Annotated in this window: 21 protein-coding genes; 9 read left to right on the forward strand and 12 right to left on the reverse strand. The window is 69.1% G+C overall.

All coding sequences use genetic code 11. From position 1 onward, the window contains the following. The first annotated feature begins 133 nt into the window (after positions 1–133). A complete protein-coding gene (locus QWY84_RS01040; RefSeq protein WP_290200573.1) occupies positions 134–607 on the forward strand; it encodes a TspO/MBR family protein in 474 nt (157 codons plus the stop codon). Between the two features lie 21 nt (positions 608–628). Next, on the forward strand, positions 629–1,114 hold the full coding sequence (locus QWY84_RS01045) for a YcgN family cysteine cluster protein (protein WP_290200575.1): 486 nt from the start codon (positions 629–631) through the stop codon (positions 1,112–1,114). On the opposite strand, the gene QWY84_RS01050 is transcribed toward QWY84_RS01045, so the two are convergent. Together QWY84_RS01050 and QWY84_RS01055 are read right to left on the reverse strand one after the other, a co-directional pair. Continuing rightward, entirely contained in the window at positions 1,107–2,516 is a 1,410-nt protein-coding gene (locus QWY84_RS01050; protein WP_290200577.1) for a sigma-54-dependent transcriptional regulator, read from the reverse strand. The two genes, QWY84_RS01045 and QWY84_RS01050, sit on opposite strands and share 8 nt — an antisense overlap. Continuing rightward, positions 2,464–4,041, reverse strand: a complete 1,578-nt coding sequence (locus QWY84_RS01055; protein WP_290200578.1) for a sensor histidine kinase — start codon at positions 4,039–4,041, stop codon at positions 2,464–2,466. Before QWY84_RS01055 ends, QWY84_RS01050 begins: the two co-directional genes overlap by 53 nt. A gap of 179 nt (positions 4,042–4,220) precedes the next feature. On the opposite strand from QWY84_RS01055, the gene QWY84_RS01060 reads away from it, so the two are divergent. From QWY84_RS01060 to QWY84_RS01075, 4 genes are all read left to right on the forward strand, one after another. Continuing rightward, positions 4,221–4,625: a DUF4168 domain-containing protein gene (locus QWY84_RS01060; RefSeq protein ID WP_290200579.1), complete on the forward strand. Its 405-nt coding sequence runs from the start codon at positions 4,221–4,223 to the stop codon at positions 4,623–4,625. A 237-nt stretch (positions 4,626–4,862) separates the two neighbouring features. Further along, on the forward strand, positions 4,863–5,411 hold the full coding sequence (fabA, locus tag QWY84_RS01065; RefSeq protein ID WP_290200580.1) for a bifunctional 3-hydroxydecanoyl-ACP dehydratase/trans-2-decenoyl-ACP isomerase: 549 nt from the start codon (positions 4,863–4,865) through the stop codon (positions 5,409–5,411). Between the two features lie 107 nt (positions 5,412–5,518). Then, positions 5,519–6,739 carry a beta-ketoacyl-ACP synthase I gene (gene fabB / locus QWY84_RS01070; protein WP_290200581.1) on the forward strand — a complete coding sequence of 407 codons (1,221 nt, stop codon included), beginning with the start codon at positions 5,519–5,521 and terminating at the stop codon, positions 6,737–6,739. Positions 6,740–6,786: 47 nt separating this feature from the next. After that, positions 6,787–7,467 carry a YiaD family glycine zipper/OmpA-like lipoprotein gene (locus QWY84_RS01075; RefSeq protein ID WP_290200582.1) on the forward strand — a complete coding sequence of 227 codons (681 nt, stop codon included), beginning with the start codon at positions 6,787–6,789 and terminating at the stop codon, positions 7,465–7,467. A gap of 35 nt (positions 7,468–7,502) precedes the next feature. Here QWY84_RS01075 and cyoE read toward each other — a convergent pair whose 3' ends face one another. The 4 genes from cyoE to QWY84_RS01095 are packed head-to-tail and all read right to left on the reverse strand — an operon-like array spanning position 7,503 to position 10,836. Next, positions 7,503–8,402 carry a heme o synthase gene (gene cyoE, locus QWY84_RS01080; protein WP_435372978.1) on the reverse strand — a complete coding sequence of 300 codons (900 nt, stop codon included), beginning with the start codon at positions 8,400–8,402 and terminating at the stop codon, positions 7,503–7,505. Positions 8,403–8,431: 29 nt separating this feature from the next. Then, complete coding sequence (locus tag QWY84_RS01085; protein ID WP_290200585.1) at positions 8,432–9,481, reverse strand: COX15/CtaA family protein; 1,050 nt, start codon at positions 9,479–9,481, stop codon at positions 8,432–8,434. Between the two features lie 4 nt (positions 9,482–9,485). Further along, positions 9,486–10,103 carry a redox-active disulfide-containing membrane protein gene (locus QWY84_RS01090; protein ID WP_290200587.1) on the reverse strand — a complete coding sequence of 206 codons (618 nt, stop codon included), beginning with the start codon at positions 10,101–10,103 and terminating at the stop codon, positions 9,486–9,488. After that, positions 10,090–10,836 carry an SURF1 family protein gene (locus tag QWY84_RS01095; RefSeq protein WP_290200588.1) on the reverse strand — a complete coding sequence of 249 codons (747 nt, stop codon included), beginning with the start codon at positions 10,834–10,836 and terminating at the stop codon, positions 10,090–10,092. The genes QWY84_RS01090 and QWY84_RS01095 overlap by 14 nt, the downstream gene beginning before the upstream one ends. A 106-nt stretch (positions 10,837–10,942) precedes the next feature. Between QWY84_RS01095 and QWY84_RS01100 the strand changes: the two genes are divergently transcribed. Beyond that, positions 10,943–11,161: a twin transmembrane helix small protein gene (locus QWY84_RS01100; RefSeq protein ID WP_290200589.1), complete on the forward strand. Its 219-nt coding sequence runs from the start codon at positions 10,943–10,945 to the stop codon at positions 11,159–11,161. An 83-nt stretch (positions 11,162–11,244) separates the two neighbouring features. Here QWY84_RS01100 and QWY84_RS01105 read toward each other — a convergent pair whose 3' ends face one another. The 5 genes from QWY84_RS01105 to bioC all read right to left on the reverse strand — a co-directional run bounded on the left by QWY84_RS01105 (position 11,245) and on the right by bioC (position 16,842). Further along, a complete protein-coding gene (locus QWY84_RS01105; protein WP_290200590.1) occupies positions 11,245–12,105 on the reverse strand; it encodes a cytochrome c oxidase subunit 3 in 861 nt (286 codons plus the stop codon). 221 nt (positions 12,106–12,326) lie between these two features. Continuing rightward, entirely contained in the window at positions 12,327–13,913 is a 1,587-nt protein-coding gene (ctaD, locus tag QWY84_RS01110) for a cytochrome c oxidase subunit I (protein WP_290200592.1), read from the reverse strand. Positions 13,914–13,948: 35 nt separating this feature from the next. Then, a complete protein-coding gene (gene coxB / locus QWY84_RS01115) occupies positions 13,949–15,172 on the reverse strand; it encodes a cytochrome c oxidase subunit II (protein WP_290200594.1) in 1,224 nt (407 codons plus the stop codon). 46 nt (positions 15,173–15,218) lie between these two features. Next, entirely contained in the window at positions 15,219–15,746 is a 528-nt protein-coding gene (locus tag QWY84_RS01120) for a DUF2244 domain-containing protein (RefSeq protein WP_290200595.1), read from the reverse strand. A gap of 199 nt (positions 15,747–15,945) precedes the next feature. Next, entirely contained in the window at positions 15,946–16,842 is an 897-nt protein-coding gene (gene bioC, locus QWY84_RS01125) for a malonyl-ACP O-methyltransferase BioC (protein ID WP_290200596.1), read from the reverse strand. Between the two features lie 241 nt (positions 16,843–17,083). Here bioC and QWY84_RS01130 point away from each other — a divergent pair, with 241 nt between their 5' ends. Together QWY84_RS01130 and QWY84_RS01135 are read left to right on the forward strand one after the other, a co-directional pair. Then, positions 17,084–17,791, forward strand: coding sequence for a ComF family protein (locus QWY84_RS01130; RefSeq protein WP_290200598.1), 708 nt, complete (start codon positions 17,084–17,086; stop codon positions 17,789–17,791). Between the two features lie 11 nt (positions 17,792–17,802). Continuing rightward, positions 17,803–18,159 carry a DUF3634 family protein gene (locus QWY84_RS01135; protein WP_290200600.1) on the forward strand — a complete coding sequence of 119 codons (357 nt, stop codon included), beginning with the start codon at positions 17,803–17,805 and terminating at the stop codon, positions 18,157–18,159. Positions 18,160–18,212: 53 nt separating this feature from the next. Here the strand turns inward: QWY84_RS01135 and QWY84_RS01140 are convergent, their stop codons facing one another. Then, the gene (locus QWY84_RS01140) at positions 18,213–20,528 is read right to left on the reverse strand and encodes a mechanosensitive ion channel domain-containing protein (protein WP_290200602.1); all 2,316 of its coding nucleotides are present in this window, start codon (positions 20,526–20,528) and stop codon (positions 18,213–18,215) included. Positions 20,529–20,573: the final 45 nt, after the last annotated feature.

Raw genomic sequence — 20,573 nt, forward strand, 5'->3', positions numbered from 1 at the left:
GCACCGCTCGGCCCGCACACCGCCGAAGGCGCGGGATTATAACGCCGCGGCGCCTGTCGTGTCCCGCGGAATGCACGCCCGGGAAACGACACCAGGCATCGTCCGACCCTGATCCGGAGGCCGCCCCCACCCCATGAATCGCATGTCGCTCATCGCCCTGCTGGCCTGGCTGTCCCTGTGCTTTGTCGTCGCCACCGGCAACGCCCTGGTCACCGACCCGGGCACCTGGTACGCCGGGCTGGCCAAGCCGGCATGGACCCCGCCGGACTGGCTTTTCGGTCCCGTGTGGACCCTGCTGTACACGCTCATGGGCGTGGCGGCGTGGATGATCTGGGAGCACCGGCGGCGGGACCCCGGGGCCACCGTGGCCCTGGCGCTGTTCCTGGGCCAGCTCGCGCTCAACGGCCTGTGGTCGTGGCTGTTCTTCGGCGAGCACGCCCTGTTCGCAGCGTTGGTGGACATCCTCCTGCTGTGGGTCGTGCTCGCCGCGACGATCATCGCATTCCTGCGCATCCGCATGGTCGCCGGGCTGCTGCTGGTGCCCTACCTGATCTGGGTCAGCTATGCCGTGGCGCTCAACGGCGCCATCATCGTGCTGAACGCCTGACCACGGCGGGGAGGAGAAGCCATGGCAACGGATCCGGCAGCGCCCTTCTGGGAGCACAAGTCGCTGGAAGAGATGACCGACGCCGAGTGGGAGTCGCTGTGCGACGGCTGCGGGCGCTGCTGCACCCACAAGCTCGAGGACGAGGACAGCGGCGAGGTGTTCGCCACCGGCGTCGCCTGCCGGCTGCTGGACTGCCACGCCTGCCTGTGCACCGACTACCCGCGGCGTCACCGCGAGGTACCCGACTGCCTGCAGATGACCGCCGAGATCGCCCGCACGGCGCCCTGGTTGCCGCCCAGCTGCGCCTACCGGCGCGTCGCCGAGGGCCGGGGCCTGGCCTGGTGGCATCACCTGGTCAGCGGCTCCCGGGAGACGGTGCACGAGGCCGGGGTGTCGGTGCGCGGGCGGGTGGTGCCGGAGCAGGCCGTGGACCCGGAGACCCTGGAAGACCACCTGGCGGACTGGGTGCACGACGACCCCGACGCACCCGGGCACGGGATCAGTTGATCCGCTGGTCGCTGTCCTCGTCCAGGCGGCGGTACACCGTCCGGCGGCTGACGTTGAGCAGGGCCGCGGCCCGGCGCTTGTTGCCCCCGACCTGGTCCAGGACATAGCGGATGTAGCGCCGCTCCAGCTCGTCCAGCGTCGGCAGGACGGGTCCGTCCAGGAACTCGCCCATGACCTGGTCGGCCCCGGCGGCCTGGATCCGCGGGCGCTGCTCCAGGTGCATGCGCGCGGGCAGGTGCTCGACATCCACCTGCTCGTCGTGACAGAAGGTCACGGCCCGCTCGATGGCATTCTCCAGCTCGCGGACATTGCCCGGGAAGCCGTACTGCTTGAGGCACTGCATGGCCGCCGGCGTGAACCCGCGCACGTCGCGATCCATCTGCACGGCGAAGCGCTCCAGGAAGCGCGCCGCCAGCAGCTCCATGTCGTCCTCGCGCTCGCGCAGGGGCGGCACCCGCAGCGTGAACGTCTCCAGCCGGTAGAACAGGTCCTCGCGGAAGTCGCCGGATTCGATGAGCTCCTCCAGCCGGCGATTGGTGGCGGCGACGATACGCACGTCCACCTGGTGTTCCCGGTTCCCGCCCACCGGCCGGATCACGCCGTCCTGGAGCACGCGCAGCAGCTTCGCCTGCAGGGCCATGGGCATCTCGCCCATTTCGTCCAGGAACAGCGTGCCGCCGTTGGCCTGGTCGAACAGGCCCTTGTGCGCCCGGGATGCGCCGGTGAACGCGCCCGCCTCGTGCCCGAAGAACTCGCTCTCCAGCAGCTCCGCGGGCACGCCGGCGCAGTTCACGGCCTGGAACGGCGCACGGGCGCGGCTGCTCTCGGCATGGATGGCCCGCGCCACGAGCTCCTTGCCGGTTCCGCTCTCGCCGGCGACCAGCACCGGGCCGGCGGCGCGCGCCAGCTGGCGGATCTGGTCGAACATCACCTGCATGGCGCGGCCGCGCCCGACCATGCCGTGGAAGCTGTCCTGCTCCATGAGCTGGCGGAAGCGCTGGACCTCGCCCCGCAGCCGGCGCGTCTCCATCAGGCGCTGGACGGCAAGCATGAAGTGCTCCAGGTCCAGCGGCTTGGTGAGGAACTCGTCGGCGCCGCGCTTCAGCGCCTCCACCGCCTGGGAGATGGTGCCGAAGGCCGTGATGATGAGAAACGCCGGCCGGGCGTGCAGGTTGCGCACCTCCTGGAGCAGGGCCATGCCGTCCATGCCCGGCAACCGCAGGTCGCTGATCACCAGGTCCGGACTGGCCTGCTGCAGGGCACGCAGCGCCTTCTCCGCCGAGTCCGCAGGCTCCACGGCCATGCCGGCCTCCTCAAGCTCTTCCTGGAGCAGCTCGCGCAGGCCGGCGTCATCCTCGACCAGCAGGACCGCCTCCGCCCTGGTCGTCGTCTTGTCCACCATGATCACTCCGCTGTCGTGTCGCATCCGCCCCGTCGGCCTGACGAGGCAGGATCACCCGGAAGCGCGCCCCGCCTTCGGGACTGTCGTCCACCGCAATGGTGCCGCCGTGCTCGGTGACGATGCCGTGGACCACCGCAAGACCGAGACCGGTGCCCTCACCCACCGATCGCGTGGTGTAGAACGGCTCGAACAGGCGCTCGCGGTTGTCGTCGGCGACACCGGGTCCGTCGTCGTCCACGCACAGGCACACCCGTTCCTCGTCGGCATCCCAGCGCAGGCGGACACACTGGGCGCCGGCCTGGATGGCATTGCGCACCAGGTTCACCAGCACCTGCTCGATACGGACCGGATCCACGTGCAGCTCCGCCTCCGGCGCCCGGTCCGCCGGCACCACCGTGACGCCGTGCTCGCGAATGACGTCCTCCAGTGACGCCACCGCCGCGCGCACCAGGTCGCCCACGCGCGTCCAGCGGAACTGCCGGTTCGCGGAGCGCCCGAACTCGAGCAGCTGCCGGACGATGTGCTCCATGCGCGCGACCTCGCCGCGAATCCGCTCCAGCGCCTGCTCCTGGCGGGAGTCCTGATCCGCGTGCCGGAGCGCACGCTGGGCCTTGCCGTCGATCACGCTCAGCGGCGTACCCAGCTCGTGGGCCACCCCCGCCGCCAGGCGACCGATGGCCGCCAGCTTCTCCGCGTGCCGCAGCTCGTCCTCGAGCCGCGCCTGGTCCGAGCGGCGCCGCGCGATCTCGGCCTCCGCCGCCTGCATGCTGTTCAGCATGGTATTGAAGGCGGAGCTCAGCGACCGGACCTCCTTGGGACCCTCGGTCGCCGCGCGATGCTGGCGGTCCCCGGCCTCGATCCGGGCCATGCTGCCGGCGAGGGCTGAAAGGTACTTGCCGATGGCTCCCCGGTGACCCACCAGCAGGAGCAGCGTAATCACGCCGCCGGCCACCCCCATGAAGACCGTCGCCTGCAGCCGCAGCCGGGCGATGTCGTTGCGGAAGTCGCTGCCGCGGCGGGTCACCTGGAGGAGACCGCTGCTGTCGCCGCCGGCATCGGTCAGCGGCTCGAAGTAGGAGTAGACCTCGCGGCCCTGGATCCGCTCGTAGCTGCCTCCCCGCTCGCCCTGGGATGCCCGCTCCGCCAGGGCCCGGCTCCGCGGCGACGGGTTGAATGCCCCCACGGCCGCGACCAGGTCGCCGTTGTCGTCGTACACCGAGGCGCCGTAGACCCGCCCGATGCGGAACACCGACTCCAGCGCCTGGCGGACGCTGGCGTACTCGCCGCGCTCCAGGCTGTCGCTGATGGGCAGGCGGACGGCGCGGGCGATCAGCTCCACGTCCTCCTTCATCCGTGTCTCCAGGGCGGACTCCAGGGTGCGCAGGCCGACGACGGTGATCAGCCCCATGGCCAGGAGCAGGGGCACGAGAACGCGCAGGATCAGCGCCCAGCGGAGGCTGTAGCCACCGCTCCAGGCAGAGCGCAGCTGTCGCAGGGCTACGGGAGATTCTGGCGCATGTGCCATAAATACACACTACATGTCACACGGTTCTCCTGCCACACGCGCCGACCCGTGCCCGGAGCACCGACTGACGCCGCCCCGGACCGGGGAGCGCGCCCGGATCGACCACGCCTTCCCTCGGGTGGCACAGGGGATGCATCACCCGGGCCATCATCCATCACGCACCGTTCGAGGAGACTCCGATGAAACAGCGCAACGCCCTTCGCGTCATGGTTCCGCTGCTGTCCGGGCTGCTTCTGTCCCCCCTGCTGCACGCGCAGGACGACCCGGGCGGTCAGAGCGCGCAGCAGGAGCAGGCCCCGGCGGAAACACGGCAACAGCAGGATTTCGACGACGAGACCCTGGAGCAGTTCGCGGATGCCTACGTGGAAGTCGGCGAGGTCCACCGCGAGTACTCGGAGCGGCTGCAGGACACGGAAGCCACCGAGGACGCCCAGCAGCTCCAGCAGGAGGCCAACGACAAGATGGTCGCGGCCATCGAGGCCAACGGCCTGGAGGTCCAGGAGTACTCGGCGGTGGCCGCGGCGCTGGAGCGCGACCCGGAGCTGCGCGAAGAGGTCGTCGGCATGATCGAGGAACGCCAGTAGGCCCGGGCCCGGGCCCCACGACAGCCGTCGGCGCCGCGGCCCTGCCGCCGGGCAGACGCTGAACCATGCCTTACGTGATTGCCCTCCACGCTTGCCCCGTGTCCGCACGGGGTTTTTTTTGTCCGGCGCCGGCAACCGATCACTACTCGATCCCCGGCGACGTATCCCTTACACTTTGCCCGTATTCACGAACGCCGTGCCCCGCTGGCGACAGCGCAGGCACGGCCCGAGGAACCAATGGCCACCAATCCGCATTATCTCAAGAACGACTCGAGCTTCGACTACGAGAGGCTGATCGAGTGCGCCGAGGGCAGGCTGTTCGGGCCGGGCAACCCGCAACTGCCGAAGCCGAACATGCTGATGCTCGACCGGATCGTACACATTGACGACACGGGAGGTGCGTACGGTAAGGGCCAGATCCATGCAGAGCTGGACATCCACCCGGACCTCTGGTTCTTTGCATGCCATTTCGAGAATGATCCGGTGATGCCGGGCTGCCTCGGCCTGGACGCGATGTGGCAGCTGGTCGGCTTCTTCCTGGGCTGGAAGGGCGGCCAGGGCCGCGGCCGGGCCCTGGGGGCCGGGGAGGTCAAGTTCTTCGGCCAGGTCCTGCCCAGCGCCAAGCTGGTGACCTACCGGATCGACATGAAGCGGGTCATCATGCGCAAGCTGACCATGGGAATCGCCGATGCGGAGATGCTCGTCGACGGCCGGGCGATTTATAATGCCTCGGACCTTCGCGTCGGCCTGTTCCAGTCCCCCGAATCCATGGAACAGGGCGGTTGACGGCGAACGCGGCCCGGGCGTGACATGCACTGCGCGGCCGCGTCGTCCCGGGCCGGCCGTGGTGCATGCCCGAAGCCATGTTCGCGCTGCGTGAGGAGCGAACCTGTATGAAACGCGTGGTTGTGACCGGACTCGGCGTTGTCTCGTGCCTGGGCAACAGCAAGGCCGAGGTAACGGAGAGCCTGCGGCACGGACGCTCGGGGATCCGTTACCGCGAGAGCTACGAGGAGATGGGGCTGCGTAGCCGCATCGCCGGGGTCGTGGATCTGGACCTGGAAGAGCACGTCGACCGCAAGCCGCGGCGATTCATGGGCGATGCCGCCGGCTACGCGTACGTCGCCATGCAGCAGGCCATCGACGACGCGGGCCTGGAACCCGGCGAGGTCTCCAGCCCCCGCACCGGCCTGATCGCCGGATCCGGGGGCGCGTCCACCGAGAACCTGGTGAAGGCGGCCGATATCCTGCGCGAGCGGGGCGTCAAGCGGGTGGGGCCGTACATGGTGCCCAAGGTCATGGGCAGCACCGTCTCCGCCTGCCTGGCCACACCCTTCCGCATCCAGGGCATCAACTACTCCATCACCTCGGCCTGCTCCACCAGCGCACACTGCATCGGCAGTGCCATGGAGCAGATTCAGCTCGGCAAGCAGGACATCGTCTTCGCCGGCGGCGGCGAGGAAGAGCACTGGACCATGACCATGCTGTTCGACGCCATGGGTGCGCTGTCCTCGCGTCGTAACGACACGCCGGCCACCGCTTCCCGCGCCTACGATGCCGATCGCGACGGCTTCGTCATCGCCGGCGGCGGCGGCATGCTGGTCATCGAGGAGCTGGAGCACGCACGGGCCCGCGGCGCGACCATCTACGCCGAGATCACCGGCTACGGCGCCACCTCGGACGGCTACGACATGGTCGCTCCCTCCGGGGAAGGGGCCGAGCGCTGCATGCAGCAGGCGCTGGCGACCCATCAGGGCCCGGTGGACTACATCAACGCCCACGGCACCAGCACGCCGGCCGGCGATATCACCGAGCTCAACGCCATACGCAACGTCTTCGGCGCCGCGCCCCCCGCGGTCAGCTCCACCAAGTCCCTGACCGGTCACTCGCTCGGTGCCGCCGGCGTGCACGAAGCCATCTACAGCCTGCTGATGCTCCAGGGCGACTTCATCACCGCCTCGGCCAACATCGAGAACCTGGACCCGGAAGTGGGCGACATGCCGGTCGTCCGCGAGCGCCGGGACCATGCCGGGCTCAATGCGGTCATGTCGAACAGCTTCGGCTTCGGCGGCACCAATGCCTCGCTGGTGCTGCGGCGCTGGCAGGACGAATGACGCCGAGCGAGGCAGCCCCTCTTGCAGACATCCGGAGAGACCACACCATGAAGCAACGCCTCCGCCCCCTCGTCGCCGCGGCCGTGCCGCTGCTGGCCATCAGTATCGCCGGGTGCACCACCACGGACCCGTACACCGGCGAGGAGCGGACCGCACGGGCGACCACCGGCGCCGCCATCGGGGCGATCGCCGGCGCGGCCATCGGCATTGCCACCGGCGACGATAGCCGCGAGCGCCGCAAGCGGGCCCTGATCGGGGCCGGCATCGGCGGGTTGTCCGGCGGGGCCGTGGGCGCCTACATGGACCGCCAGGAGCGGGAGCTCCGGGAGCAGCTCCGCGGCACCGGAGTCAGCGTCACGCGCCAGGGGAACGAACTCATTCTGAACATGCCGGGCAATATCACGTTCGGCTTCGACAGCGCGGATCTGCGGGCGGATTTCTACGAGGTGCTCAACAGCGTGACCCTGGTGCTGGAGGAGTACGAGAAGACACTCATCGAGGTCGCCGGGCACACGGACAGCACCGGCAGCACGGCGTACAACCAGCGCCTGTCGGAGCGGCGCGCGGAGAGCGTGGCGCGCTACCTGGAAAGCCAGGGGGTTCGCTCACGGCGCATTGCCACCGCCGGGTTCGGGGAAGAGTACCCGATCGCCGACAACAGCACGGAACAGGGGCGCCAGGCGAACCGCCGCGTGGAGCTGACGCTGGTGCCGCTCACCGAGGAGTAGAGGCAACGCTGCGGCGGCGCCTGCGCGCCCTCCCCTCAGGACGGCAGCAGGCGCAGAAGCAGCGGCAGGTAATGATCGGCCAGAAGCAGCCCGAACAGGCCCATCAGGTACGTGATGGAATAGCCGAACGAGCGCATGGGCAGCCGGTCGTCCTCCGAATACAGCAGCGCGAAGGCGTAGTAGAGATAGCCCGCGTTCAGGATCACGACCCCCGCCAGGTACAGCAGCCCGCTCATCCGGGTCGCGAAGGGCAGCAGGCTCGCCCCCACCAGCAGCAGCGTGTACAGCAGGATCTGGACCTCGGTAAAGCGCACGCCGTGGGTGACCGGGAGCATGGGAATATCCACCCGGGCGTATTCCTCCCTGCGGTGAATGGCCAATGCCCAGAAGTGGGGCGGCGTCCAGATGAAGATGATCAGGAACAGCAGCAGGGCGTGGGGGTCGACGCTGGCGGTCACGGCCGTCCAGCCGAGCACGGGCGGCGCGGCGCCCGCGGCGCCGCCGATGACGATGTTCTGCGGCGTCGCCCGCTTGAGGAACAGCGTGTAGATGAACGCGTAGCCCATCAGCGAGAGAAACGTCAGCAACGCGGTGAGCGGATTCACCAGCCAGTAGAGCATGCCCAGCCCGACCACGCCCAGCGCGCCGGCGAACAGCACGGCCCGGCCGGCCGGCAGGGTCCCCTGGGGCAGCGGGCGGCCCCGGGTACGGGCCATGGCGGCATCGGCCTTCTCGTCGACGATCTGGTTGACGGCGGCCGCCGAGCCGCTGCTCAGCGCGATGCCGAGACTGCCGAAGATCAACGCGTCCCAGGGCACCTCGGCCGGCGGGGCCGCCAGCACCATGCCGACAATGGCGGTGAACACCAGCAGTGCCACCACTTTGGGCTTGCACAGCTGGTAGTAGTCCTGCCAGCGGTAGCTCTCCAGCGCCATGCGCTCACGCCCTGCGGTTGTCGCCGACTTCATGAAGGAATGCCTCGTTCGGCCCGGCCGCCGTCCCGCGCGGAATCATGCGGACGCAATGTATGGTAAAGCGTCAGGAGGCTCAACAGCAGTAACGCGGCGCCGCCGTTGTGCGCCACGGCGACCGGCAGCGGCAGGCTGGCGAGGACGTTGGTGATGCCCAGCAGCCACTGCGCGACAAGCAGGGCAACCACGACGGCGGTTGCCCGGCGCGGGACCGCGCTGCGGACGCGGCTCCACACGGCCACGGCCAGGGCGATCACGGCCAGGGCGGTCACCGCCGCACCGAGGCGGTGGACGAACTGCACGGCCACCCGGGCGGGGTGGTCCAGCACCCCGAACTCGTAGTCCACGCCCAGCCCCTGCCACAGCACGAAGGCATCGGCGAAATCGGCATCCGCCGGCCACAGGCTGCCGCCGCAGCGGGGGAAATCGGTACAGGCCAGGGCCGCGTAGTTGGTGCTGACCCAGCCGCCGAGCGCGATCTGGACCGCCACGACGGCGACGACGACGAGCACCCACGGCTGCATCCTCCGGGCCGTCGACTCCGCCGCGGCTGGCAACAACCGGCCGGTACGGAGGCTGAGCCACCACAGCAGCGCCAGGGTCGCCATGCCGCCGAGCAGGTGCAGCGTCACCACCAGCGGCTTGAGCTGCCAGGTGACCGTCCACATCCCCAGCACCGCCTGGGCGATGATCAGTCCGGCGAGAAATACCGGCAGCACCAGGGGCTGGTCCGGTTGCCGCCGCCGGCGGACGGCGGTGGCCGCGATGGTGAAAACCAGCAGACCCAGCCCGCCCGCCACGTACCGGTGAACCATCTCCTTCCAGGCCTTGCCGGCATGCACGGGCCGCTCGGGGTAGGCCTCGTTGGCGGCCTCCACGGCGGCCTCGGTATTCGGCACGCCCAGGAGCATGCCGTAGCATCCCGGCCAGTCCGGACAGCCGAGGCCGGCATCCTCCAGGCGCACCCAGGCCCCGAGAAGCACGACGATCAGCGTCAGCACCGAGGCGGTGAAGCACAAGCGAAAGAACAACCGGTTGCCCATGGCGTCAGCCTCCCTGCGACAACCCGTCGAGGGTTTCCAGCTCGCTGTTGGACAGGCGCAGCAGATGCCGCAGATCCTCCAGCATGCCCGACGGATTCAGCGGCTGCGCGTAGCGCATCATCTGGAATCCACGGGTATCCACGAGGCTGATGGACACCACTTCCCCGTCCCGGGGCGTCCGCGTCCACTCCAGTGACCGCGTGGTCACCACGTGCAGATCCTCCTGGCCCAGAAGCTGGCGCTGCGTCGGCGGCGTGCCGTGCTCCGGGACCACGAGCACGCGCTGCAGGCGGCGGGCGTCCTCCGCCAGGGCGAGCCGGATCTGGCGGGTCTGGCGCAGCCGCTCCATGCAGACCTCCCGGCAGGTGCCGTTGAGCGTCATGAGCAGCGTCCACTCGCCCCGCAGGTCCGGTGTCCCGGGATCCGGCCCCGCGACCCGGCCCAGCTCCGGCGCCTCCAGCCGTACCGGCGGATCCAGGAGCTCACCGTGATTGGACGTGCTGGCCGGACGCCAGCCCGAGAAGTACAGCGTCCAGGCAATGGCCGGCGGCACCAGGAACAGCAGCACGAGCAACAGCAGCAGCCGGCGGCCACGCCGGGTCCGGTGATCATTGGGCGTCATCAGGACTCATCCGTCGCGTATTGACCGTTACGTAAATCACCGCCAGGGCCAGCGCCAGGGCGAACCACTGGAGGGCGTAGCCCTGGTTTCTCTCGGGCCCGTAGCCCTCGCGGAAGGCGGGCCCCCAGTCGCGGGTATAGCCGTGCGGAGCTTCGGGATCGAGGCGCAGCACCGAAGGCACCAGCGGGTAGCCGAGCCGCTCCTCCAGGGCATCGAAATCCAGATACTGGATTCTCAGCGGCCAGCCCGTCTCCCCTTCGGCCATGCCGCCCAGCCGGATGCCGGTGGGCGGGCCGTCATCCAGATACCCCGTCACCTCGACGGGATGCTCGGGCACCGACACCTCCGGAAGCTCGGCGCGGCTGTCGCCGGCCGGCACCCAGCCGCGGTCCACGAGAACCGCCGCATCCCGCCCCCTCAGGCGCACCGGCGTGAGCACGTGATAGCCCGTCTCACCCCGGTATGTCTGATTGTCCAGCAGCAGCTGGCGGTCCGCGTCATAGCGCCCCTGCGCCACGGCGTTGTGCGGGGGGCCGTCCGCCGACGGCGCTCGCTCCCGGTTGAGGTCCACCGTCGGACGCTCCTCGCGGCTCTCGTAGGCCTGTTCCAGGGCGCGGCGCTGCTCCGCGCGGTCCAGCTGCCAGAACCCCAGCGCGATCAGTACGGGCAGCAGCACCACGGTCGCCAGCGTCGGGATGCGCCCCGGTGAGAACTGGTACCGCCCGATGCGCATGCATCCTCCTAGTCTCCGGGTGGGCGCTTACCGCCACGACGGGTATGATGGGCACCGTTCCAGGGCGTTTCGCCCGCCTATGACCGCAGCTTCCGGACGCCTTGCCATGACCCTGGTCATCAAGATTGCCGTGATCCTGGCCATGCTGGCCATCGTGGTCAGCCTGTTCTCCGGCGCCTTCTTCCTGGTGCGGGACCGGAGCAACTCGCGCCGGGTCGTACGCGCCCTGACCTGGCGAATCGGCCTCTCCGTCGGTCTGTTCCTGATCCTGCTGCTGCTCATCTTCGCGGGCATCATCGAGCCGCACGATCCGCTACGGCCGTAGACACGGCAGCACCGGGCGAATTCCCCGCAGAGCGTGAAGCCGCGGGTGCCGCAGCATGGCACCCGGGCAGGTCCAGGGCGGGCTCAGATCAGGTAGACGAACACGAACAACCCCAGCCACACCACGTCGACGAAGTGCCAGTACCAGGCCGCGGCCTCGAAACCGAAATGATCATCCGGCGTGAAGTGGCCCCTGAGGACGCGCAGCAGGATCACCAGCAGGGTCAGGGCGCCGATGATCACGTGCAGGCCGTGGAACCCGGTGAGCATGTAGAACAGCGACCCGTAGATCCCCGTGCTCAGCTGCAGGTTGAGATCGTGCCAGGCGTGAATGTACTCGTACCCCTGGATGAAGCTGAAGGTCGCCCCCAGCAGCACCGTGGCCAATAGCCCCAGAACCACCTTGCTGCGGTGATTCTCCTTGATGGCGTGGTGCGCCCAGGTCAGGGTGACCCCGGATGTCAGCAGGATCAGCGTGTTCAGCGCCGGCAGCATCCACGGGCCCATGGCCTCGTACTGCAGATCCTGCATGCCGGGGCCGGCCGTGGGCCAGGAAAGGAGCACGGAATCCCAGAGGTACTGGCTGGTGGCCGGGTCCGCCCCGCTCAGCCACGGGACGATGAACACCCGGGCATAGAACAGCGCCCCGAAGAAGGCACCGAAGAACATGACCTCGGAGAAGATGAACCAGGCCATCCCCTGGCGGAAGGAAACATCCACCTGGTGGTTGTACTTGCCGGAGACGCTCTCGTTGATCACGTCCCGGAACCACATGACCACCATCATGAGAGTGATCACGGCCCCCAGGACCATGGTGGGCACGCCCCAGTCGCCGCCATTGAGATAGACGGCAAAACCGGCGGCCAGGAGAACCATGCCCGGCACGCCGTAGACCGGCCATCGGCTTTCGTGGGGGACGTAATAGCTGCCTTCTGCTTGGCTCATCGTTGTGTATCCTCGTTTCTCGGCATTCAGCCCGCGCGCCGGGGCCGATCGCTGTGGCCGCGAGCCGGGCCGCGGCGGGCCGCCGTGCCCCTCATAACTGCACCTGGACCAGGATGAAGCTCAGGTAAAAGCCGAAGGCGGCGGCGGCCAGGAGCAGGGCCGTAATCAGGGCGCGCCGCCGTCTCGGCCTGCGATCGTCGTCGTCGCTCACCCGGCCTCCGTTACTTCACCACCGGCGGTGTCTCGAACGAGTGGTACGGCGCCGGCGAGGGCAGCGTCCACTCCAGCCCCTGGGCCCCTTCCCAGACCTGGTCGCTGGCCTTCTCGCCGCCGCGCACGCACTTGATCACCAGCCACAGGAACAGCAGCTGCGAGAAGCCGAACACGAACCCGCCGATGGAGGAGATCATGTTGAACTCCGTGAACTGCACGGCGTAGTCCGGAATACGGCGCGGCATGCCGGCGAGGCCCAGGAAGTGCTGGGGGAAGAACAGCACGTTCACCGAGATCACCGACAGCCAGAAGTGCCACTGGGCGAGCTTCTCGTCGTACATGTGGCCCGTCCACTTGGGCAGCCAGTAGTACACCGCCGCCATGATGGCGAACACGGCGCCGGTCACCAGCACGTAGTGGAAGTGGGCGACCACGAAATAGGTGTCGTGGTACTGCAGGTCCACCGGTGCCAGCGCCAGCATCAGCCCGGAGAGCCCGCCGATGGTGAACAGGATGACGAAGGCAAGGGCGAACAGCATGGGCGTCTCGAAGGTGATGCTGCCCCGCCACAGGGTCGCCATCCAGTTGAAGATCTTCACCCCCGTGGGCACCGCGATCAGCATGGTGGCGAACATGAAGAACAGCTGCCCGGCCAGCGGCATGCCCACCGTGAACATGTGGTGCGCCCAGACGATGAACGACAGGAAGGCGATCGCCGCCACGGCGTACACCATGGAGCTGTAGCCGAACAGGGGCTTGCGCGCGAACGTCGGGATGATCGCGGAGACGATCCCGAACGCCGGCAGGATCAGGATGTAGACCTCCGGGTGACCGAAGAACCAGAAGACGTGCTGGAACATCACCGGGTCGCCGCCGCCGGCCGTATTGAAGAAGCTGGTGCCGAAGTACTGGTCCGTGAGCAGCATGGTGACCGCCCCGGCGAGCACCGGCATCACGGCGATGATCAGGAAGCCGGTGATCAGCCAGGTCCACACGAACATCGGCATCTTCATCAGGGTCATGCCCGGGGCGCGCATGTTCAGGATGGTGGCGACGATGTTGATCGATCCCATGATCGAGGAGATGCCCAGGATGTGCACCGCGAAGATCAGGAACGGGAAGGCGTCGCCCATCTGCAGCACCAGCGGCGGGTACATGGTCCAGCCGCCGGCCGGGCCGCCGCCGGGCATGAACAGGGTGGCCAGCAGGAGCACGAAGCCCGCGGGCAGGAGCCAGAACGCCCAGTTGTTGACGCGCGGCAGGGCCATGTCGGGGGCGCCGATCTGCACGGGCACCAGCCAGTTGGCCAGACCCGTGAAGCCCGGCATCACGGCCCCGAAGATCATCACCAGCGCGTGCATGGTGGTCATCTGGTTGAAGAAGTACGGATCCACCACGTTCAGCCCGGGCTGGAACAGCTCCGCGCGGATCACCATCGCCATGGCGCCGCCCACGAAGAACATGAGCAGGGCGAACGACATGTACAGAACGCCCAGGTCCTTGTGGTTGGTGGTAAACAGCCAGCGGGTGATGCCGTACGGGGGAGCGTGGTGATCCCCGTGCTCGTGATGCGTGTCATGCGTCGTAGAGGACATGGCCGAACCCTTCTCTTGCAGAATCCCGAACGAAGTCAGCGGGCCGCCTGGACGGCCGCCGGCTGTACGACATCGCCGGTATCATTATCCCAGGCGTTGCGAATATAGGTAACCACGCCGGCGATCTCACGGTCGTCGAGCCGATCGCCGAATGCCTGCATGGCGGTGCCGGACACCCCGTTCATGACGACATCCAGCACCTCCTGCGGATCCTCGGCGGTCACGACGCTGCTCCCGGCCAGCGCGGGGAAATTCCCCATGCCCTGGCCGTCGGCCTGGTGGCAGGCGGCGCACTGATTGCCGAAGACCTCCTCGCCCTGGGCCATCAGCTGGTCTTGCGACAGTTCTTCCGGCTCGCCGCCGCCGGCCTGCTCTCCGGATTCACCACCCCCGGATTCACTCCCTGATTCGTCCCCGGACGCGGCCTGCGCGGACTCCTCGCCGCCGGTCTGCTCATCGACCCAGGCCTCGTAGTCGTCCTGCTCCATGGCGACCACCACCACGGGCATGAAGCCATGGTCCCGGCCGCACAGCTCGGCACACTGGCCGCGGTAGACGCCGGGCTCCTCGATGGTCGCCCAGGCCTCGTTGACGAAGCCGGGAACCGTGTCCTGCTTCCAGCCGAGCTCCGGAACCCACCAGGAGTGGATGACATCGTTGGAGGTGAGCAGGAAGCGGATCTTCGTATCCACCGGCACCACCAGCGGGTTATCCACGTCCAGCAGATAGTGGTCCACCTCCTCCGGCGCCACCTCGGGATTGCGCTGCCGCGCACGCTGGCTGTCCTCGTCCAGCCGGCTGAAGAAGCTGATGCCCTCGTCCATGTACTCGTACTCCCACAGCCACTGGTAGCCGGTCACCTTGACCGTCATCTCGTGGTCGGTGGTGTCCCTCATGGTGATCATGCTCTGGGTGGCGGGAATCGCAATGCCCAGCAGGATCAGGAACGGGATGACCGTCCAGATGATCTCCACCATGGTGTTGTGGTGGAACTGGGCCGGCCGCGCACCGGCGGAGCGGCGGAACCTCCAGACGGAATAGAAGATCCCGATGAACACGAACGCGCCGATGGCGCAGACGATGTAGAAGACGAGCATGTGCAGGTCGTAGGTTTCCTGGCTCAGGCTCGTCACCCCCTCGGGCAGATTCATGCCCCAGGGCTGGCGCCAGCCGGACTCACCGGGCTCGGCGGCCGCATGGGCCGCGCTCGCGAGCAGGCCGATGGCGGCCAGGGCTCTCACCAGCATCTTCGAAATCATTCCACGCGCTCTCCCAAATGGAACTGGCGGCTTTGCCTGTTTGCTGTCACTCGCCCCGCGGGGCGGCCGAGCGCGGCGGTCTGCCGTCACCGCCGGCCATGGGGCCGATGCAGCCCGTAAGCTCCGCGGCCAGGCTCTCGCGCTCCTCGTCATTGAGAAACGCGCCACACTCGACCTGGTCGGCACCCGACCGGATCACGAGACGGGCCGGATACCACTGTACCGGCGACCGCTGAAGCTCCACTGCGGACCAGGCCCGCCGGAACTCCCAGGTCTGCTCGGGCTGGCGACGCCCTTTCTCCACGCGCACCCGGTCCGGGCCTACCCGGATCACCTCGCGGTAATCCCCCCGGCGCGCTGAAACATACAGCGCCGCGCCCAGCGCCACAACCTCCAGACCGGCGAAGGGCAGGATCGGCCAGAATCCCGCGACCGTGAACGCGATCGCAACACCGAGGCAAACCGCGGAAAACATCAGGAAGATGACCAGGGTCTGCTGCCAGTAGACACCGGCGTTCGGGCGCAGATCAAACAGCCGCGTATCGGCCGCCGTCTCGGTTCGCGTCATCGCCATGGCGGCACAAACCCCCAGGGCCCCACGGGCGACCCCGGCATGCCAGGACCGGACTGCCATGACACCGGATCGGCCTTGCATTCTAGAGAACTTCCCCCCCGGAGAAAAGGCGGCACCGGCGCCCGGGGCGCCGTCGCGCCCGTTCAGCGCCCACCGGGGACGACCCGGGCCCGTGCCCGGCACGCCCCAGGGCGGATCATTACGAGGAGGAGTCCTTCCGCAGCCGGCTGCGGAAGGACTCCAGGGAGAACGTGACCGCACCGCTGGCGTCCTTGTGCTGCGGCAGCTCGTCCGTGGCCCAGGCATGGCCGTAGACCACCTCCCAGGTCGCCGGCAGCCGGCCGTCGACGCCCCGGTAGCGCTCATAGGCAGCGGTCATGCGCCGCAGGTGCCCACGACCGGTGAGCCCCGGGGCGCGCCCGCCCCGCAGCGTACCGGCGCCGACGGCCTTGAGATCGCGCATCAGGGAATCGACCGATTCGTAGGTCAGGTTGAAGTACTCCATGTCCATGACCGGGTCGGCGAAACGGGCGGAGATCAGCGCGTCGCCGATGTCGTGCATGTCCACGAAGCGGTTGACGTGGCGGGCGTCATCGGCGTCGGACCAGCTCTCGCGCAGCTCCCGCAGGGTATCGGGCCCGAACGTCGAGAACATCAGCAACCCGCCCGGGCGCAGGACCCGCTGGCATTCCTCGAACAGGCGATCCAGGTCGTCACACCACTGGAACGCGGTATTGGAGAACAGCAGGTCGACACTGCGGTCGGCCAGCGGCAGGGCCTGGGCGTCGCCGCAGACCACCGGCAGCGGCCGCAACCAGCTGCCGTGCTCCCGGGCCCGGCGCAGCATGGCCGGCGACAGGTCCAGCGCCATGACCCGGGCCTTGCGGTAGCGCTGGCGCAGCGCCGCGGTCAGCGTGCCGGTTCCCGCGCCGACATCGACCACGCGCTCCGGCGCCAGGCGGATGAAATCCAGCCGGCCGAGCATGCGCTGCCCCACCTCGTGCTGGAGCACCGCGGCGTCGTCGTAGGTCGCCGCCGCGGCATCGAAGGCACGCCTGATCGCGCCGCGGTCGAATCGTGGTTCCTGTTCGCTCATGCGCACACCTCCGGGACCCGGTATCGACCATGATACCCCTGTGCGCAACCCCGGCGGCACCGCCAGCCGCGCAGCGCGCGGACAAGCCGGCGGGAGGCGCAGCACCCGGAGCGCGTCGTGCTGCCGGTCGCGACGGATCGCCTTCGGTCCTTCAGGCATTCCGGGGATGTGCCCCGGTATTGCGGTGGCTCCCGGTGTCTGCGATGTTGGCGGCGAACACGGACCCGTGAAGCCGGAAGCCATGGAGCAGGCTGCCAAAGCGATCCGCCGCCTCCAGGCGCTGCTGCCCGCCTGCTGCCTGTGCTGCGGGCAGACCGGCCTGGGTACGCTGGACCTGTGCGCGGGCTGCTATCGCGACCTGCCCCGGAACCGCTTCCCCTGCCGGCACTGCGCCCTGCCGGTACCTCCCGGACAGCCGGACTGCGCGCGCTGCCAGCGCCGGCCGCCGCCGTTCCGGTCCCTGCTCGCGCCGTGGCTCTACGATGAACCCCTGGACGGGCTCATCCAGGGACTGAAGTACCACGGCCAGCTGCCGGCGGGCCGGGTGCTCGGTACGATCCTGGCCCGGCAAATCGGGCGGACAGGGGCCGCGGCGGACGTGCTGATCCCGATGCCGCTGCATCCCCGCCGGCTGCGGGAACGCGGCTTCAACCAGGCCACGGAGATCGCACGGGGCATCGCCGCGCACCGGGGGATTCCGCTGGGAGACCGGTGCCTGCGACGGGTGCGGGAGACGGCGCCGCAGTCCGGCCTCGGCCGGGACGAACGCCGCCGCAACATGCGGGGCGCGTTCCGCGCCGCCCCGGCCGTTGCCGGAAAGCGCGTCGCCCTGGTGGACGATGTCGTCACCACCGGCAGCTCCACGGAAGAGGCCGCCCGCGTCCTGCTCCGCGCAGGCGCCCGCGAGGTCGTGGCCTGGACGGTGGCACGGGCCAGCCTGCGCGGGTAATGTGGGCGCCGATGATCGCCGGACCTGACCCCTTGCTCGCCACCGTTACCGCCGGCCTGCTGCTGGCCGTTGTCGCCGCCGTGTTGCTGCTGCGGCTGCGCGTGGTCTTCATCGTCGAGCTCACCGGCGGCCGCGCCAGTATCCGCCGGGGGCAGCCGCCCACCGGCTTTGCCGCCGCCTGCGAGGACGTCGCCCGCCGCCACGGCATCACGTCGGGCCGCATCACCGGCGTGCGCAGCGGCAGCGGGGTAGGGCTGCGGTTTTCCCGCGACATCCCGGCCAGAAGTCACCAGGCATTCCGCAACGTCTGGACGCCGCCACCCTCCGGGGGCGGCCCGTCGGGGGGCGGCATGCGCGCACAGGGCTAATCGCCGCATGGGGGCCGGCTCCGGCAGCGACTGCCGGAGCGCCCCACGGGCCGTCACTCGGCCGGGTCCGAACCCGGCTTGCGTTGCGTGCCCGTCACCTCCGAGGGGTCCGGCGCGGTTGCCGCATCGGGCGCCGGCGCCTCGGCGGCGCCGCCGAGCATGCGGACGTTGGCCGGCGGCGCGGCGCCATCCTTGTCCTGGCCGAAGTACAGCGTCATGTGCGGGAACGGGATCTCGATGCCGGCGGCATCCAGGTGGCGCTTGACCAGGCGGTTGTACGCCCGGCCCACGGCCCACTGCATGCCGGGCACGGTCTTGATGCGCACGCGCACGCTCACCGAGCTGTCGCCCAGGGCGGTGACGCCGAAGACTTCCAGTCCGCCCAGGATGGCCTTGCTCTGATCCGGATCCTGCATCAGCTCGTCGAAGGCCTCCTGCAGCCGGGCGATGACCTCGTCGGTATCCTCCCGGTAGGCAACCCCGTAGTCCCCCAGGTGGTAGCCGTAGTCGCGCATGTAGTTGGACACCGTATCCACGCTGGAGAACGGCACCATGTGGTAGGTGCCGGCGAGGTCGCGCATCGCCAGGGAGCGGATGGTGAGCTTTTCCACGGTGCCGGACAAACCGCCGGCGGTGACGAAATCGCCGACGTTGATGGCGTTCTCCAGCTGGATGAACACGCCGGTGATCACGTCCTGGACGAGCTTCTGGGCACCAAACCCCACGGCCAGGCCGAGCACGCCGGCGCCGGCGATCAGCGGCCCGATGTTGATGCCGATCTCCGAGAGCACGATCATCGCCGTCATGGTCATCAGGATCACGGCAAAGGCGTTACGGAAGATCGCCAGCAGCGTCCGCTCCCGGGAACCCGCCTCGCGCCCCCGGGCCTCCGGGGTCAGCCGGTGCTCGATCCAGCTGGCCACGGCGATCCAGATCCCGGCCGCCGCCGCCACGATCAGGGCCACCGTGACGGCCGTTGCCAGCGTGGCGGTCCCCGCATCCGAGGCAAGCCAGGCGCCGAGATCGAAGATGGACCAGGCATCCAGCACCAGGCTCACGACCCCGATCAGGATCACGCCGCGCACCACCTTCAGGGCCGTGGGCACGAACGCGTTCAACCGCTCCTCCAGGGACGGGAAGCGCTGCCGCGTCTCTTCGGGCACATGGATACGCCGTCCGATCACCTGGCTCAGCAGCACCGACACGAAAACCCCGCCGCCAATGGCCACCAGGGTCTGCAGCGTGGCCTGCACCATGTACGGCAGGGCGTCCTCGGGCCGCACCAGCGTGGCGACGGTCAGCGCCGCGAAGTAGGCAATGGCCAGGAGGTGCCAGACGCGCCCCAGGAGCTGGAGCGCGGAGCGGCCGAACCCGGTGGCGGCGCTCGCCGCCCGGGCGCCGAGCTTGTCGCGCACCCGCTGGCGGTTCTGCAGGATGATGACCAGCGCGTACAGGAAGGCCGCGGCCATGATCGCAATGGCCGCCACCCGGCCCAGCTCGGGGGCAAGATCGGCGTTGATGATGGGCACGGCCACCATGAGCCCGTAGCCGATGACGCCGGCGAGCCGCGCCAGCCAGAGATTCCAGTAGGCCGCCTCCTCGCCTGCCATGGGCAGCAGGCGCAGGCCCTCGTCCCGGGAGGCGAACACGATGCGGATCACCGCCTTGAACACCTCGATGAGCAGGAAGGCATTGAGGAAAAGCGCCTGCCGCGTATCCATCATCCCGGCATCGCCCAGTACGAACAGCGCCAGGGCGTACCCGGCCAGCCAGGCGAGCACGATCACCACCAGATCCGCCAGCGCGGCGGCAACCACAGCAACCGCGCGGCGAATCAGCCCCAGGCCGTCGCCGAAACCCGCCATGGCCCAGGCGCTGGTGCGCGCGAACAGCGGCCGCGCCAGCCGCCGCAGCAGGAAGAACGCGGCCAGGGTCACCGCGATGACCAGAACCAGCTCCAGGGCCGCGGCACCGAAGCCGGAGAAGTCCGCCCCGGCGCCGGTCGAGCCCAGCCGCCCGAGCACGCCCGCGGCCTCCCGGAACTCGGAGACGAACCCTTCCGCCAGTCCCTGGGTGAAGTCGGCGATCTGCCGCGGCAGCGAGGCCGCCTCACCGGCGGCTTCACCGCCATCCGCGGCGGTCTGCTCCCCCGCCCCGGCATCGCCGGAGCCGGCCTGGCTGCGCAGCTCGCTGATCAGCCGCTCGCGGGCCTGCTCGTCCTCGAGAATGTCGGCCAGGCGGGCGTAGGACTCGCTGCGCTCATCCCCGGAAGCGGCGTCCTGGGCGGCCGCCGGCATCGTTACCAGCCACAGGGCCACCAGGATCGAGACCATGGGCACAAGGCCCCGGCGCAACACCATCGAAAGCATCTCGTCTCCCCCGATACGGTTACCGGAGTGGCGGGATCCGCCACC

Source organism: Aquisalimonas lutea (genome assembly GCF_030409225.1).
Classification (GTDB): Bacteria; Pseudomonadota; Gammaproteobacteria; order Nitrococcales; family Aquisalimonadaceae; genus Aquisalimonas; species Aquisalimonas lutea.

What these genes read in the sequence shown, in the direction of transcription:
- QWY84_RS01040 (WP_290200573.1), top strand. Translation starts at nt 134, where the DNA reads ATGAATCGCATGTCGCTCATCGCCCTGCTGGCCTGGCTGTCCCTGTGC.
- QWY84_RS01045 (WP_290200575.1), top strand. Translation starts at nt 629, where the DNA reads ATGGCAACGGATCCGGCAGCGCCCTTCTGGGAGCACAAGTCGCTGGAA.
- QWY84_RS01050 (WP_290200577.1), bottom strand. Translation starts at nt 2,516, where the DNA reads ATGGTGGACAAGACGACGACCAGGGCGGAGGCGGTCCTGCTGGTCGAG.
- QWY84_RS01055 (WP_290200578.1), bottom strand. Translation starts at nt 4,041, where the DNA reads ATGGCACATGCGCCAGAATCTCCCGTAGCCCTGCGACAGCTGCGCTCT.
- QWY84_RS01060 (WP_290200579.1), top strand. Translation starts at nt 4,221, where the DNA reads ATGAAACAGCGCAACGCCCTTCGCGTCATGGTTCCGCTGCTGTCCGGG.
- fabA (WP_290200580.1), top strand. Translation starts at nt 4,863, where the DNA reads ATGGCCACCAATCCGCATTATCTCAAGAACGACTCGAGCTTCGACTAC.
- fabB (WP_290200581.1), top strand. Translation starts at nt 5,519, where the DNA reads ATGAAACGCGTGGTTGTGACCGGACTCGGCGTTGTCTCGTGCCTGGGC.
- QWY84_RS01075 (WP_290200582.1), top strand. Translation starts at nt 6,787, where the DNA reads ATGAAGCAACGCCTCCGCCCCCTCGTCGCCGCGGCCGTGCCGCTGCTG.
- cyoE (WP_435372978.1), bottom strand. Translation starts at nt 8,402, where the DNA reads ATGGCGCTGGAGAGCTACCGCTGGCAGGACTACTACCAGCTGTGCAAG.
- QWY84_RS01085 (WP_290200585.1), bottom strand. Translation starts at nt 9,481, where the DNA reads ATGGGCAACCGGTTGTTCTTTCGCTTGTGCTTCACCGCCTCGGTGCTG.
- QWY84_RS01090 (WP_290200587.1), bottom strand. Translation starts at nt 10,103, where the DNA reads ATGACGCCCAATGATCACCGGACCCGGCGTGGCCGCCGGCTGCTGCTG.
- QWY84_RS01095 (WP_290200588.1), bottom strand. Translation starts at nt 10,836, where the DNA reads ATGCGCATCGGGCGGTACCAGTTCTCACCGGGGCGCATCCCGACGCTG.
- QWY84_RS01100 (WP_290200589.1), top strand. Translation starts at nt 10,943, where the DNA reads ATGACCCTGGTCATCAAGATTGCCGTGATCCTGGCCATGCTGGCCATC.
- QWY84_RS01105 (WP_290200590.1), bottom strand. Translation starts at nt 12,105, where the DNA reads ATGAGCCAAGCAGAAGGCAGCTATTACGTCCCCCACGAAAGCCGATGG.
- ctaD (WP_290200592.1), bottom strand. Translation starts at nt 13,913, where the DNA reads ATGTCCTCTACGACGCATGACACGCATCACGAGCACGGGGATCACCAC.
- coxB (WP_290200594.1), bottom strand. Translation starts at nt 15,172, where the DNA reads ATGATTTCGAAGATGCTGGTGAGAGCCCTGGCCGCCATCGGCCTGCTC.
- QWY84_RS01120 (WP_290200595.1), bottom strand. Translation starts at nt 15,746, where the DNA reads ATGGCGATGACGCGAACCGAGACGGCGGCCGATACGCGGCTGTTTGAT.
- bioC (WP_290200596.1), bottom strand. Translation starts at nt 16,842, where the DNA reads ATGAGCGAACAGGAACCACGATTCGACCGCGGCGCGATCAGGCGTGCC.
- QWY84_RS01130 (WP_290200598.1), top strand. Translation starts at nt 17,084, where the DNA reads ATGGAGCAGGCTGCCAAAGCGATCCGCCGCCTCCAGGCGCTGCTGCCC.
- QWY84_RS01135 (WP_290200600.1), top strand. Translation starts at nt 17,803, where the DNA reads ATGATCGCCGGACCTGACCCCTTGCTCGCCACCGTTACCGCCGGCCTG.
- QWY84_RS01140 (WP_290200602.1), bottom strand. Translation starts at nt 20,528, where the DNA reads ATGCTTTCGATGGTGTTGCGCCGGGGCCTTGTGCCCATGGTCTCGATC.